This window comes from Christensenella tenuis (assembly GCF_014287795.1).
In the GTDB taxonomy this organism is placed as follows: domain Bacteria; phylum Bacillota; class Clostridia; order Christensenellales; family Christensenellaceae; genus Christensenella; species Christensenella tenuis.
In genome coordinates, this window is record NZ_JACOON010000004.1 from 145,859 (window position 1) to 159,603 (window position 13,745).

Below are 13,745 nucleotides of genomic sequence, written 5' to 3' on the forward strand. Positions count from 1 at the left end.
TCCCGGAGGAAAACGCGGCGGCAGGGTCTTATCCTTTGCCGCCGCGCGTCATTCCGGTTCCAAAGAGGGATTCTCCCCGTGTTTTCCTGTGCGCCCTTACCGCGCTTTTTTCCCGTTCAGCCTGCGGGCCGCACAGCCGGCCAGGCCTGCCGAAACCGCCGCGAGCACGAGGAAGAACATCATATTTTCCGTATCGCCCGTTTTAGGCGCTTTGGTTTCGGTTACGGCTGCCGCCGCGGTCTTAGAGGAATCCACAATGACAAAAGTACTGAAACTTCCTGTCTGGATTTCCATAGAATACGTCCCGTCATCGCCCTGTTTCCATTCAAACTCCAGTTCTTCCACCGAACCGTCCGCACCGATGTGGACAAGGCGGATGTCTTCTGGGTTTGTGCTGTATCCTTCCGGCAGCGGGAACCGCAGATAAACAGGGATGTTCGGCTGGTACGCGCCCTCCCCGTTCATCAGGGCGATGTCATATGCCTTGAACACCGTTCCAAACTTCGCTACCGCCGCTTTGACCGACGCATATGCGTCGCCGCCTGTGACCGCGCTGATCTCAAGCCATGAATCCGGCGTAATGTTGCTGCCCGGCACTACCATTGCGCTCGGGAGGAAGTATTCGATACCCGTTGTATTATCCTGGCTCATAACGCCGATGTCGATTGCGCCTAAAAACGCGGCTTCCACTGTGCTGTCTGCCTGGATGTCCTCAATCTTGAATTCATAGCCGCCATCCCCTGTTTCCGTTACATTCACCGGCTGGCCGTTTACCACCGCCAGCAGGAAAGACGCGCCTTCCTCCGGATAGGCCCGCAGGGTGACTGTGCTGCCCACAGCAACCGAGATAGAGCCTTCGCCTTCAGCAACGCCGAACCATTTTCCGTTTTCCAGCATAAACAAACCGCCCGGGCCTTCGATGTCCACGCTGATGTCCGCCATTTTCTCTGTAAATACAACCTCAATGCTGCCGTCTGCCTGCACGCTTGGAACCTCGAACATATAGCCGCCGTCCTCTGTTTCCGTCACGTCCGCGGGCTGGCCGTCCACCGCCGCGCTGTCAAAGGCCGCGCCTTCTGCGGGAAATGCCTTGAAAGTGAGTGTGCTGTCTTTCGTTACCTCAATCGAATTTTCCATCGGGGCCACGCCCTCCCACTTTCCGTTTTCCAGCATGCTGAGCGTCCCGGGGCCTTCGATGCTTACATCGAAATAAAACATGGTATATTCCGCGAATGCGGCTGCCACGGCCGTCTCCTTATCCATGGCGAACGTATAAGACGTTTCTGATTCCCCTTCGCCCGCCGGGACTTCCGTGCCGCCAACTGAGAGGGTATCCAAATATGAACCCTCCTCAGGGCTCCACGTCAGCGTTACCTGCGTGCCTTTATCTACAGAAAACTGCTGGCTTCCCGCTACCGTCTGGGGATCCGCATCCCCTATTTTCACACCCAGCGCGCCTGCGCCGCTTACCTCTACCGTGAGGGCATAAGGCCCTGCAAGCGGTTCCGGGACAGACGGCTCCTCCGCCCCTGCCGTCATGGGAAAGAGCGTGAGCGCAAGAAGCGCCGCCAAAACAATTGCTAAAAATTTACGTTTCATAAGTGGTCTCCTTTTGTTCTGTCATATCCGTTCGTTCTGGACAGAATTTTTATCCTGCCGTCACAGTATAGGCGATCGTGGTTCCGCCGTCCGCTGCCGGGTATATCTCGATTCGCACCGCACGGTCTCCCTCCGTTTTTTCCAAAGCGGCCGAACCGTCCGCCGCATCTGAAAATCCTTCGTTTTTCAGCAGAGCGGTATAGCCGTCGAGCTCTTGCTGCGTAACGTCGGCATAAGTGCGCTCCGCCCGGCTTTCCTGTTCCCCCATTTCACTTTTGCTTGCCGTCATCGTCTTTTCCCCTGCCGAAGCATACAGCGTCGGTATCTCCACGCCGCCTACCTCCATGACAGGCTCCTTTGCCGAAGCGTTCATAAACGCCAGAATTGCCACGACTGCGATTACCGCAATCACGCACGGCAAAATAATCCTTACCTTGTTTTTCATGTCCTCCTCCTGTCCCGCTAAATAATTGTACTGCCGGAAAACGCTGTCCAAAGCGTTTCTTCTTTCCTGCGTTTTATTATACGATGGGCGGCCCCAAAATGTCTCCTCTCCGGAACAAACGGTACGCGGCAGGGCACAACTGGTAAGTTCCTTTCCGCACAGCGGATTGACACCCGGCGGTTCCTCTGCTACGCTTGTAACAAAACCAGTTTGTATCGGGATATTTTATATGAAAAAAGGCTTTGGGAAATTTATTGCGGACCATCTGGTGTTTTTTATCTGTGCCGCAGCGGTCGCCGCCGGCGTGGTTTTTTCCCTGCTGTTCCTTTCGGCTTACACGGTTCCGCTTTCCGGAGGCGCGGCAGACCTGTCCGTGCAGGACGAAAACACGAACGGTTGGGAGGTGTATACCGAGGAAAATGGGGAAAAAACGCTCCTTACCTACGAGGGGGGCGGTTACTATTCCGGCCTTTCCTATCCGGGGCAGGTTTTTTATGCGTCCCGCGTGATGACGGAATCCTTTGACGAGCCAATCCTGCAGGTGGAAGGCGGCAGCTTTGCCCTTAGCATTTTCCTTGACGGCGGCCTTTTGTATACCAATGATCCCGCGGCGGGAAACCGGATCGGCGCCCTTAATTTTTCCGGAAAAATTTTCAGCAGCACAATGCCGCTGCAACTTTCCCTGCCCCCCGACTATTCCGGCAAAATCCTTACCATTGCGCAAAGCCAGCCGTTTTCGGAAAAGCAGGACTGGGACGGTTCTGTCTTTTTCGGACCCGTCACGCTGTATGACAATACGGCCCTGCAAAGTATTTACGCATCGCAGGCCACACAAACGGCATATCCTGCCATGCTCCTGGCTATGCTTGGATTCTCGCTCGCCGCGCTTTTCCTCTACCAGCTCTATCACAAAAAGGCAAATCCGGGCATCCTCTTTCTTGCGCTGTTTGCACTCCTGTGGATGGCGGATACGCTTCTTCGCTCCGAGCTTTCCTTTTATTATTACGGCTCGTCTATGGCAATGACGGAACAATACCTGTATTTCGGGTGTTTTGTGTTCCTGTCGCTGTTCCTTGCGGGCAGGATGCAGCGCTGCCGGAAGTTTTTCCTGCCGTTCATTATCGCGCAGGCTGCAGCCATCGCGCTCTGTGCGGTTTCGCCGCTTCTTCCCTACAGCGACTTTTCCGTATTCCTCATGACCTTTCCGCAGCTCGTAAGCTTTCTTTCGATCCTGGCGGGTATCGTGTTTTCCATCGTGGAATCCTGCCGGGGCACTTCATTTTTCCGCCTGTTCGTAAAGCTTTTCATCGTTGCCGCCATCGCTTTCGGCGGCGTCTACCTTGTTTCCCTGATCGGCGGAACGGATTTCCACCGTGAATTCAACCAGAATATGGCGGCCTCCTTTGATACCGGGCTGTTCTATTATCCGCTGGTGTTCCTGCGTTATTTCCTGATTTTCGCCTGCTTCCTCGTAACTCTCGTGGAATTTATTCAATCCACCGTACAAAGGAACGTATCCCTGCGTATACTGGAACTGAAAAACCGTATGGCAAAGGAAAGCTATGATCAACTAAACCGCTATACCGAACAGACGATGATCCTTCGCCACGACCTGAAAAAGCATCTCGCGGTGGTGGACGCTTTTTTGCAGGAGGGCCGGGAGGAACGTGCGCGCGAGTACATTCGGGGCCTCGACGCGGCTTTCGGGGAAAAGGCGCACATCTCGAATACGGGAAATTACCTCATCGATACTATCTTCAATAGTAAATTCGCGGAGGCGGAACAAAAAGGAATTCATGCAAAAATTACGTACGGGCCGGTTCCCGGATGCCTGCCCATTTCCGATATGGATTTATGTTCCCTTTTGTTGAACAGCCTCGAAAACGCGCTGTCCGCCGCGCAGGCAGCAAAAAACCGCTTTCTCGAAGTCAATATCCATCTTAAAAACGGTTTCTTATATTATTCCTGTGAAAACGGGGCCGACCATCCCGCGCCCGCCGCAAAAGCCGCAAGGCCTGCGGGCAGCGTGCATGGCTACGGACTGGCCATCATGGAGCAGATTGTTGAAAAATATCAAGGCGCGATGAACATCGAATCCACGGACGCGAGCTTCAAGCTCAGTATAGCGGTTCCCGCCAATCTTCCTTAAGCCCGCATTCCGCTGTTTTGCCAGGGCGAAAACTCCCTGCGGCGCAAGGAAAGCGCCGGAACGGGAACTTCACATCAGCGTGCGAGATAGCCGATCAACCGTTCCTTCATCTCCGCCCATTTCGCGCGGCTTACAGGTACGGCCGCGCCGTTTTTCAGCGTAGCTTCATACCGGCAAATGCTCGCTACCTGCCGCAGGTTCACGATAAAGCTTTTCTGGCACCGGAAAAATAAATCTTCGGGAAGCTCTTTTTCCATATCGCTGATTCCATGTGCAGACAGAAGCGTGCGGTCTTTCAGCACAACGGCGGAAGATTTCCGCTGCGCTTCCACATAATAAATATCCCGAAAGGGAATTTTATGGATCGCCGCGCCCGCGCGGACCAAAAGCTCCTTTGGCTGCGCCGCATCTTTCCGGCACGCCCGCAGCGCCTCGCGGATCTGTTCCTCCCGGAACGGCTTCATCAGGTAGCGCAGCGCCTCCACCTCGTAGCCCCGGAACACAAAATCCGGGCTTGACGTCACAAAGACGATCCTTGTGCGCAGCCCATCCGCGCGCAGCTTTTGCGCGGCCTGCATCCCATCCATCCCGTCCATCAGGATATCGAGGAAAATCAGGTCAAAACAGCTTTGTTCCGCCGCCTCGAGCAGCTCTTTTCCCGTAGAAAAACCAAGAATTTCACATTGCTTTTCGCTGTCTTCCCACGCGCCGCGCACGGTGCGCATGAGGTGGTCCCTATGCACTTTTTCGTCGTCGCAGACCGCGATCCGAAACACCGGTTTTTCCATAAATCCCTCTTTTGCCTTTTTTCAATCTTCCAAAACGGTTTGCGGCCATAGGCAGATACCGCCCCGGTACGCCGCAAAAAGCGCTTTTTATGCTTCAAACTGTTTTTCTATACTATATCGTTTTTCACATATCATTTCAAGAATCCACTTTTTTCCGTAAACCAAAACGCCATACCCCCGCTGGGAGTATGGCTATGGCCCGGGCGCTTCCGGTATCCGTTGTTTTCAGGCTTTTTTCGGTTTAAGTTCTGCCTTTTCGGCAGGCGCGGCGGGTTCCGCGGTACACGTAATTACATTGCTCTCCCCGCTCATTTCGCGCTCGGCGATGATGTCCTCGATATCTTCCTTGGTTTCCATGAGTTCCTCAAGCGACAGGTCCGAAAGGTTCAGTTTCCCGCAATCCGGCACCGGGAACCCATGCCCGCGCAAGAATGAATCGACTTTCTGTTCGTTTTTTTTTGTAGAAATAGAACCCTACCGCGCTGATCCCAAATCCGGTCAGGAGCCCCTTTGCAAGTCCGCTCATCATAAATGATTTCCTCCTTTATTGATCCGGCCTGCGGCCGGTTGCATACCATTTTTTATCCCTGCACGACGAACCGTCCGCCTCCTGCAAAGGGAAGCTGCGGATAGGTTTGCAGGTATTTATTGAAAAATTCCCCGAGGAATGCCGCTTTGCCTGTCTTGTCCGCAACGGCATGGTTTAAAGAATCGGCAAAGGTTCGGCACTCTTTCCCGAGGAGCGATCCGCCGCTCTGCCGGGCCGCTTCCTCCAGCCCCAAGAGCTTGATTACCGCCGCCATCAAAAGCTGCGGCTCCACCGCCGCCGTATCATAGCGAACCAGCAGGGAGCCTGTCACTGTGTTCGCCGACACCTCCGTCACCGCTCCAAGCCTACCGATCTGCTGTCCGGCCTGCTTTGCCAATTCATCATTTCCCTTGAGGAAGGGCGCGTGAAAACGAATCCGTCCGTCTATCGCGCTTTTTACCTCCATCACCCCGCGAAAAGAGGGGAGATTCAACTGGTTGGGTTTGCGCCGCTTTTTCCCACCGTTTAAAATCATGCCGCCTAGGATAGGCAGCAGGGCTGCCGCCAAAAATCCACCGCTCATATTGCCTCCAAAGTAAGTAAGCCAAAGCTAACCTTTGGCCGGAATATATGGGGTTAGCGTATGCTTACCCCGTTTTTTAGTTTACTATTCAATGGGAAATCTGTCAATGCTTTCATAAAAATACGCGGGGCCTTTCTGTGTTTTCCGCCAAGGCGTCCCGCCGCCGCTTCTTTTCGGCATTTTCATTCTCCGCCGATGGAAAACCGGTGTGTGCAGCATGCTTCCATCAATTCGGGATCGTGCGTAATCACCAGCACCGTTTTTCCGTCCCCGGCCTGTTGCCCCAGCACGCCTGAAATGATCTTCATATTGCCGCCGTCAAGGCCGCTGGTCGGTTCGTCGAAAATCAGGATTTCCCGTCCGCTCAGGACGGCGCAGGCCAGCGAGAGCCTTTGTTTCTGTCCGCCGGAAAGGGTAGCGGGGTGGCGGGTGCGGTGTTCAAACAGGCCGAGCTGCCGAAGCGTCTCCCTCGCCCGTTCCAGGTTTTCTTCCCGCCGGGGCAGGAGCAAAAGCACTTCTTCCTCCACGCTGGGCGTAAAAAACTGGGTGTTGGTATCGTTGGCGCTGTAAAAGACGCGCTCCCGCCGCTTTCGCGGCGGTATCTTTTCCCCGCTGAAAAGCACGCTTCCGCCGCTTTCGCGGCGCAGCCCGCACAGTATTTTTGCCAGCGTCGTTTTACCCTTTCCGTTGCGTCCCGTGACCGCCACGACCTCGCCTGGAAAAGCGCTGAATTCCACATCCCGAAAAATGGTCTTTCCCTTCAGCGCACAGCAGGCCTGCCGCACCGCCACCGCCGCGCCGTGGCGGTAATCCGCACCGGGCAGGAGAGGCGGCTTCGTTTCGTGCGGGCGGCGCAGGCCCAATTGCGCGGCTTCGCCCGCGGACAGCGCGCGAAGCTCCCGCGGAGAAAATTCCCGCACGATCCTGCCGTCGTCTACATACAGGAACCGGTCCGCAATCTCCATCAGCCACGACAGCCTGTGTTCGGCGACAACCAGCGTGTGTCCCTTTCTTTTCAGCGCCCCGAGCGTCTCCGAAAGCTGGTCTGCACTCTCTTCGTCAAGGTTTGCGGTGGGTTCGTCAAAGGTGAATATCCGCGGGCCCGCTGCGCGCACCGAGGCGATCGCCACCTTTTGCTTCTCTCCGCTGGAAAGCCGGTCGAGCGGCGTCCCGCGCAGTCCGCCGAGGCCCATCGCGCGGATCATCCCATCCGTGCGCGTTCGAATCTCCCGCACAGAAAAACCAAGATTTTCGCAGGCAAACGCCACTTCCCCTGTAAGCTCTCCTGAAAAAAACTGGGATTTAGGATCCTGAAATACGCAGCCGACCCGCTTAGCGCGCTCCCATTGCGGCATAACCGCAAGGTCTGTCCCGCCAAGCCGGACCGTCCCGCCAAGCGTCCCCTCGTAATAATAGGGCGCAAGGCCGTTTATGAGGCGCGTCAGCGTAGTTTTCCCGTTGCCCGACCGCCCTATGAGTACGACGCATTCCCCCTCTGCTGCCTTGAGGTTCACGCCGCGGACGCACGGCTTTTCTCCCACATAGGCAAACGATACGTTTTCAAGCTCAATCATTTGATCCCTCCGGTCAGCAGGAACGCCAGGATCCCGCCTGCATAAAGCGCCGCCGCGAGGATGTCCCGCGCGCGGAGCTTCCGTTCGTAATAGCTGTGCCGCGGGCCGGGCGTATCGATCCCGCGGGCCGCGGCAGACACTGCCAACTGGTCGGAAATTTGCAGGCAGCGCAGCAGCATGGGCACAAGGATGTATTCAAACGTGTTCCCCGGATGGCGGAGCACCTGCGCCGGTCCGGTGAGCCCACGGTTATGCATGGATTCCCTCAGTCCGCGCAGTTCGGCGCGCATGGTGGGAAAAAAACGGAAAATGACCAGCATCCCAAGGATCGCCCCCGTAGGCGCGTGGACACGCGCAAAAAACGCACTCAGCTCACCGGGCGGTGTGGATACAAGGTTCCATGCCGCCATGAAGACTGGCGTCATCCACCAAAACAGGAACACGTGAAATTCCGAAAACACTGCCATCCGCAGCCCGTGGAAACGGATCAGGTATAACAGCAGGGACAATATCCCGTAAAAAACGGCGAACCCCGCGCATTGCTTCCATGCCTTTTGCGCCATGAGGATCAAAAACAGCATCGCCGCAATGATCCATGTCCGTTCCGTGCCGCCCGTCAGGAAAACGCCCAACAGGGTTGCGGCAAACACGCACAGCCTGACGGGGGCGGCAAAGCCTGCATCCTGTTTTCCCATTTACAGGATGCCCGCCTTGCCAAAATGCTTTTTCATCATGCGGCTGCCGATCAGGCTGCCTACAAAGCCGCAGGCCACCGTAAATATAAGGATGAACGCCAGCCAGCCCGGCTGCGTATAATAGGACAGATAGGAATCGATATACTCCTGCGACATGCCGGAGGCGAGCGCATTGGAAGTGAAGGCCTCCCAAAACGCGAGGATGGGCAGCAGGTTCACGCCCTGGTAAAGCCCGCTGTAAACCGTCCACGCGGCGGTGATCCGCCATGGATTATCATACGCATCCGTTTTCCATAAGATTGCTTCGCATACAAATCCCACTACAATAAAATAAGGCAGCAGGAACCAGTCGCCCATAATCAGGAAAACAACGCCAAGCAGCGTCATGTAGAGCAGAGAAACGAACCGCTTGTGTACACGGCGCACCATCAGGAAGTAAATTGGCGCGCACACAAGGCAAGTGATTCCCACGGAAAGCACCATGCTGACAAAGTGGTTGGCCATGCAAATCATGTTAATCAGCAGCTGGATTACAATCAACAGCACACTCAAAAGCACAGTCGTGATCACGTCTTTTGCGGACCATTTGGCATTCGGTTTCATCTTGTTTTCTCCTCCTCAAATGTTTTGTTGACATATCTTTCAACAAAGTTAGCAAAGACTAACTTTCGTCCAAAAAAATCATAGCCAACGCACCAGGCTATTCCATCCGGCGTTGAAAAAATGCGCGATCTGCTCCACGTAAGCAAGGGCCTTCTCCTTTGGCATATCGTGCGCCACCACTTCGAATACTGCAGTGAAATACGCGCTCGTCAGCATATGGTGGACTTCCCCATCGAGCGTTCCCCCGATCTTTCCCGCCTCCCGGAGCTGTCTGTAATACTCCCCGCTCCGCTCCACCTCGAGGCGTACCAGTTCGTGCAGGAAATCCTGATATTTTGTTCCATCGGAACGGCAAATAAGCAGCTTGAATGCATCAAAGTTTTCATAAATATAATCCAGGAAGCGGTAGAGATACATTGTGGAAAGCTCCTGGCTGGTTCCGGTTTTCCCTTCGGGAATCAGGTCGAAATGTTCGTCCTGCGCGGCGCGAAAGCGGCCCATAAGACCTTCCGCCACGGGCTCCACCAGCGCGCCGAAAAGGGCGCTTTTATCCGGATAGCGGATATAGATTGCTCCTGTGCTCGTGCCCGCCTTCTCCGCGATCTCCCGCAAAGAGGCGTCCTTGTATCCCTTTTCCAGGAATTCCCGTTTCGCGCATAAAAGAAGTTTTTCGGTGATCCCTTCCTCCCGTTTCGCCATACCCTGCCCCTTTCCGGAAATATTAATAACACCGTTATCAATAACAACGTTCTTAAAATATCATCCTTTATTCCATTTGTCAACAGCAGAATGCCTGCAAAATTTTCCGGTATAGTATTTTGGTTTGACAAATACCCCATCGGGGTATATTATAATCATTGTTATAAAATACCCGTATAGGGTATTTATAGAATTCCAAACCATTGCAGGACGGAGGGAAACAATGGGAAACGAACAAAATACCGGCGGCAGGGACGCGCAGTGCGCGTGCCACCATAAAGCCACACCGCGCAGCGAAGAGGAGCTGCGCCTTTTGAAAAACCGCTTGAGCCGGATGGCCGGCCAGCTTTCCGGGATTGGCAAGATGCTGGATGACAACCGTTACTGCGGAGACATCTTAACGCAGATCGCGGCTGTCGAAAGCGCGCTCCAATCCTTCGGGTACCTGATCCTGCAGGACCACATGAAGACGTGTGTGGTGGAAGAGATCCGCAAGGGCAACACCGGCATTGTGGACGAAGCGGTGGAACTGGTCAAAAAACTGAAGTGAGGAGGGGTTCCCTTGAAGACAGAAAGATTCAATATCACCGGGATGACCTGCGCGGCGTGCCAGGCCAACATCACCCGCACCGTACAAAAGCTTGACGGCGTGAGCGATGTGGACGTCAGCCTGCTCGCAAACCGCATGACCGTCACCTATGACGAAACGAAACTGACCCCGGAAAACATCATAGAAGCCGTGGAAGGTGTGGGCTATGGCGCTTCCCTGCCCGGCAGCGATACGGAAAACGCAGCGGGCGGGAGCGGTTTCCGCAGCGAGTGGGAGGCCCGGCAAAAGCTTGCCGACGAGGGCCGTGAGAGCATGAAACGGCGGCTCATTTCCTCCATTATCCTCCTTATCCCGCTGATGTATGTAGCGATGGGGCCGATGATGGGGCTTCCCGCGCCCGATTTCCTTGTGGGGATGGAAAATTCCCTGGTCTCGGCGCTGACGCAGCTTTTGCTTACCATACCGATCATCGTCATCAACGGACATTTCTTTAAAAACGGGTTCAAGGCGCTCATCGCGCGTGCCCCCAATATGGATTCGCTGGTGGCGGTCGGCTCGGGCGCGTCGCTTGTTTACGGGATTTTTGCTATGTACCGCATGGCCTTTGGCCTTGGCCACGGGGATATGACGCTGGTACACGAATATGCGCACGCGTTGTATTTTGAATCGGCGGCCATGATCCTCACGCTGGTTACTGTGGGGAAATACCTCGAGGCGCGCTCCAAATCCAAAACTTCCGACGCGCTCGGCAAGCTCGTTGACCTTGCGCCGAAAACGGCGTCCGTCATCCGCGGCGGCGAAGAACTTGTGATTCCCGCGGAGCAGGTTAAAACGGGCGATATCGTCGTTATCCGCCCGGGCGAAAGCATCCCGGTGGACGGCGTCGTCACCGAAGGCTACGGTTATGTGGACCAGGCCGCCATCACCGGGGAAAGCGTCCCTGTGGAGAAAAAAACCGGCGATACCGTCATTTCGGCAACGATCAATAAAAATGGGACTTTCCGGTTCCAGGCGTCCAAGGTGGGCGAGGACACGACGCTCGCGCAGATCATCCGGCTGGTGGACGAGGCGGGGAATTCCAAGGCGCCGATCGCGCGCCTTGCGGACCGCGTCAGCGGCATCTTCGTGCCCGTTGTCATCGGCATTGCCATTGTGACGGTCGCCGTATGGCTCATCGCGGGGCAGAATTTTGAATTTGCCTTCTCCAATGCCATTTCGGTGCTGGTCATCTCATGCCCGTGCGCGCTTGGGCTGGCAACGCCCGTCGCCATCATGGTGGGCACCGGAAAAGCCGCCGAGCAGGGGATCCTGATCAAATCGGCAGAGAGCCTCGAGAACCTGCATTCCGTGGATACCATCGTGCTCGACAAGACCGGGACCATCACCTCCGGCCACCCGTCAGTCACGGATATCGTGGTGCTGGACACATCCCTCACGGAACATGAATTTCTTGCGCAGGCCGCGGCGGCGGAAGCCGGAAGCGAGCATCCGCTCGCGCAGGCGGTGGTGGAAAAAGCACGGGAAGCAGGGCTTTCCATCCCCCGCGCAGAAGAATTTGAAGCGCAGGCGGGACGCGGCATCCGCGCGCTCGTGGACGGACGGCGTTATGTGGCGGGCAATCTTGCTTTTATGGAAGAATCCGGCCTCGCCGAAAATGCGCAGGCAAAGGAGATCGCGCACCGCCTCGCGGGCGAGGGTAAAACGCCCCTTCTGTTCGCGGCGGACGATAGCCTCCTTGGGGTGATCGCCGTGGCGGACACTATCCGCGAGGACAGCCGCGCGGCCATCGAACGGTTCCGCAAAATGGGCCTGCATGTTGTGATGCTGACGGGCGATAACCGCATGACCGCGGAAGCGATCCGCAAAGAGGTCGGCGTGGAAGAGGCAATCGCAGACGTATTGCCCGCGGATAAGGAAGCGAGCGTGCGCGCACTGCAGGAAAAAGGCCATAAAGTCGCCATGGTGGGCGACGGGGTGAACGACGCGCCCGCGCTGACCCGCGCGGATATCGGCATCGCCATCGGCGCGGGAACGGATATCGCCATCGAATCGGCGGACGTGGTGCTGATGAAGGATTCCCTGTTCGATGTGGCGACGGCCATCGACCTCAGCAAAGCGGTGGTGCGCAACATCCACCAGAACCTGTTCTGGGCCTTCTTTTACAACGTCCTCGGCATCCCGCTCGCGGCGGGCGCGCTGTTCCCGGCGTTCGGCATCCGCCTGAGCCCGATGATCGGTTCCGCCGCCATGAGCCTGAGCTCCGTGTGCGTTGTACTGAACGCACTGCGGCTGCGGCTGTTCAAGGACAAAAACAATACGGCCCGGCCTGCCGCGCCGGTTTCGGCAGCGGAGAAACTACAAAATACCGGCGCAAGCGCGCCGGAACGCGAGAAAGGAAAAAATGAGATGAAAAAAGTACTGACAATTGATGGAATGATGTGCGCACACTGCCAGATGAACGTGCAGAAAACGCTCCTGGCACTCAACGGCGTTACGGATGCGGCCGTTGACCTTGAGAAGAAACAGGCCACCGTCACCCTTTCAGAAGACGTTCCCGAGCAGGTGTTCCGGAACGCTATTGCAGACGCGGGCTATACGCTCGTAAGCTGTGAAAACGCATAAACCGCAAACATGCAGAACCGGGGCGGATAAGGCGGTCCACCCCGGTTTTTTGTTTCCGGTATATGCGTGAAGCCTCCGCAATCCCGCGCATATTCCCCGGGCAGGAAAAATACGCTGTCAGGGTCTGCGGATGTTCCGGTCCCTTTTTCCCCTCTACTCCGCCTCCGGCAGGACCTCATTGATGCATGAAAGCGTGTTCAGCGTCCGTGGGAAACCCATATACGGCAGGCAGTGCGTGATGGCCGAAATCAGGATTTCCTTCCCGTTTCCGATGTTTGCGTTCCCCCGCACATGCGCCCTCACCTGGTTTTCACACCCCCCGAGCGCGCTTACGATACACAGGGTAAGCAGTTCGCGCGTTTTGAGGTCAAGGCCGCCTCGGGTATAAAAATCCCCAAAGCAGAATGCGGAAAGGTATTCCTGGATGTGTTTCTGGTTTTCCGGCGCGGCGGCATGGTTTTCACGGATCACATTTCCAAAAATCTGCGTCTGCACGTCCAGCCCTCTTTCAAAGCGCGTGTCTTCATCCACCGTACCCTGCGGGGCGGCAGGCAGGGCAACGCCCCGCTCGCGGAACGCCGCATTCATTTCCCCAAGCGCGTTCAGTGTTTTAGGGAACCCGATATACGGCGCGCACTGGTAGACTGCTTCCCGGATACCCGCCGGGTCCGCGCCCGCACTGAGCGCCGCGCCCGTATGCGCCCGCAGCTGCGGCAGCGTCCCGTTTACCGTCAGCACCGCCAGCGTAATCAATTCCCGGGTTTGGTCGTCGAGGCTTCCGTAGTGGAATACGTCGCCAAAGACGAACCGGTCCAGTATCTGCTGGAACTCCGGATCCGTATCTTCCACGCCGCGGCCCGGGCCGAATAATTGTTCTTTCTTTTGTTTGCTTTTTCCTATGCGGTCCAT

Annotated in this window: 14 protein-coding genes; 3 read left to right on the forward strand and 11 right to left on the reverse strand. The window is 56.0% G+C overall.

What is annotated here, in order from left to right; genetic code table 11:
* Nucleotides 1–96 precede the first annotated feature (96 nt).
* Both H8S18_RS08365 and H8S18_RS08370 read right to left on the reverse strand, forming a co-directional pair.
* Nucleotides 97–1,599, reverse strand: coding sequence for an InlB B-repeat-containing protein (locus tag H8S18_RS08365; RefSeq protein WP_186857857.1), 1,503 nt, complete (start codon nucleotides 1,597–1,599; stop codon nucleotides 97–99).
* Between the two features lie 49 nt (nucleotides 1,600–1,648).
* The gene (locus H8S18_RS08370) at nucleotides 1,649–2,044 is read right to left on the reverse strand and encodes a hypothetical protein (protein ID WP_186857858.1); all 396 of its coding nucleotides are present in this window, start codon (nucleotides 2,042–2,044) and stop codon (nucleotides 1,649–1,651) included.
* A gap of 229 nt (nucleotides 2,045–2,273) precedes the next feature.
* On the opposite strand from H8S18_RS08370, the gene H8S18_RS08375 reads away from it, so the two are divergent.
* A complete protein-coding gene (locus H8S18_RS08375) occupies nucleotides 2,274–4,193 on the forward strand; it encodes a sensor histidine kinase (RefSeq protein WP_186857859.1) in 1,920 nt (639 codons plus the stop codon).
* Nucleotides 4,194–4,267: 74 nt separating this feature from the next.
* Here the strand turns inward: H8S18_RS08375 and H8S18_RS08380 are convergent, their stop codons facing one another.
* From H8S18_RS08380 to H8S18_RS08410, 8 genes are all read right to left on the reverse strand, one after another.
* Nucleotides 4,268–4,981 carry a LytR/AlgR family response regulator transcription factor gene (locus tag H8S18_RS08380; protein ID WP_186857860.1) on the reverse strand — a complete coding sequence of 238 codons (714 nt, stop codon included), beginning with the start codon at nucleotides 4,979–4,981 and terminating at the stop codon, nucleotides 4,268–4,270.
* 225 nt (nucleotides 4,982–5,206) lie between these two features.
* Nucleotides 5,207–5,338 carry a hypothetical protein gene (locus H8S18_RS14835; RefSeq protein ID WP_279288449.1) on the reverse strand — a complete coding sequence of 44 codons (132 nt, stop codon included), beginning with the start codon at nucleotides 5,336–5,338 and terminating at the stop codon, nucleotides 5,207–5,209.
* A gap of 7 nt (nucleotides 5,339–5,345) precedes the next feature.
* A complete protein-coding gene (locus tag H8S18_RS08385) occupies nucleotides 5,346–5,510 on the reverse strand; it encodes a hypothetical protein (RefSeq protein ID WP_186857861.1) in 165 nt (54 codons plus the stop codon).
* 52 nt (nucleotides 5,511–5,562) lie between these two features.
* Entirely contained in the window at nucleotides 5,563–6,093 is a 531-nt protein-coding gene (locus tag H8S18_RS08390) for an HMA2 domain-containing protein (RefSeq protein WP_186857862.1), read from the reverse strand.
* A gap of 182 nt (nucleotides 6,094–6,275) precedes the next feature.
* A complete protein-coding gene (locus H8S18_RS08395; protein WP_186857863.1) occupies nucleotides 6,276–7,667 on the reverse strand; it encodes an ABC transporter ATP-binding protein in 1,392 nt (463 codons plus the stop codon).
* Nucleotides 7,664–8,362 carry an energy-coupling factor transporter transmembrane component T family protein gene (locus H8S18_RS08400; RefSeq protein WP_186857864.1) on the reverse strand — a complete coding sequence of 233 codons (699 nt, stop codon included), beginning with the start codon at nucleotides 8,360–8,362 and terminating at the stop codon, nucleotides 7,664–7,666. Before H8S18_RS08400 ends, H8S18_RS08395 begins: the two co-directional genes overlap by 4 nt.
* Nucleotides 8,363–8,965 carry an MptD family putative ECF transporter S component gene (locus tag H8S18_RS08405; protein WP_186857865.1) on the reverse strand — a complete coding sequence of 201 codons (603 nt, stop codon included), beginning with the start codon at nucleotides 8,963–8,965 and terminating at the stop codon, nucleotides 8,363–8,365. It abuts the gene before it with no gap.
* A gap of 78 nt (nucleotides 8,966–9,043) precedes the next feature.
* A complete protein-coding gene (locus H8S18_RS08410; protein WP_186857866.1) occupies nucleotides 9,044–9,664 on the reverse strand; it encodes a TetR/AcrR family transcriptional regulator in 621 nt (206 codons plus the stop codon).
* A 223-nt stretch (nucleotides 9,665–9,887) separates the two neighbouring features.
* On the opposite strand from H8S18_RS08410, the gene H8S18_RS08415 reads away from it, so the two are divergent.
* A complete protein-coding gene (locus H8S18_RS08415; protein ID WP_186857867.1) occupies nucleotides 9,888–10,214 on the forward strand; it encodes a metal-sensing transcriptional repressor in 327 nt (108 codons plus the stop codon).
* A 12-nt stretch (nucleotides 10,215–10,226) separates the two neighbouring features.
* Complete coding sequence (locus H8S18_RS08420) at nucleotides 10,227–12,836, forward strand: heavy metal translocating P-type ATPase (RefSeq protein WP_186857868.1); 2,610 nt, start codon at nucleotides 10,227–10,229, stop codon at nucleotides 12,834–12,836.
* A 153-nt stretch (nucleotides 12,837–12,989) separates the two neighbouring features.
* Here the strand turns inward: H8S18_RS08420 and H8S18_RS08425 are convergent, their stop codons facing one another.
* Nucleotides 12,990–13,745, reverse strand: coding sequence for a carboxymuconolactone decarboxylase family protein (locus tag H8S18_RS08425; protein ID WP_186857869.1), 756 nt, complete (start codon nucleotides 13,743–13,745; stop codon nucleotides 12,990–12,992).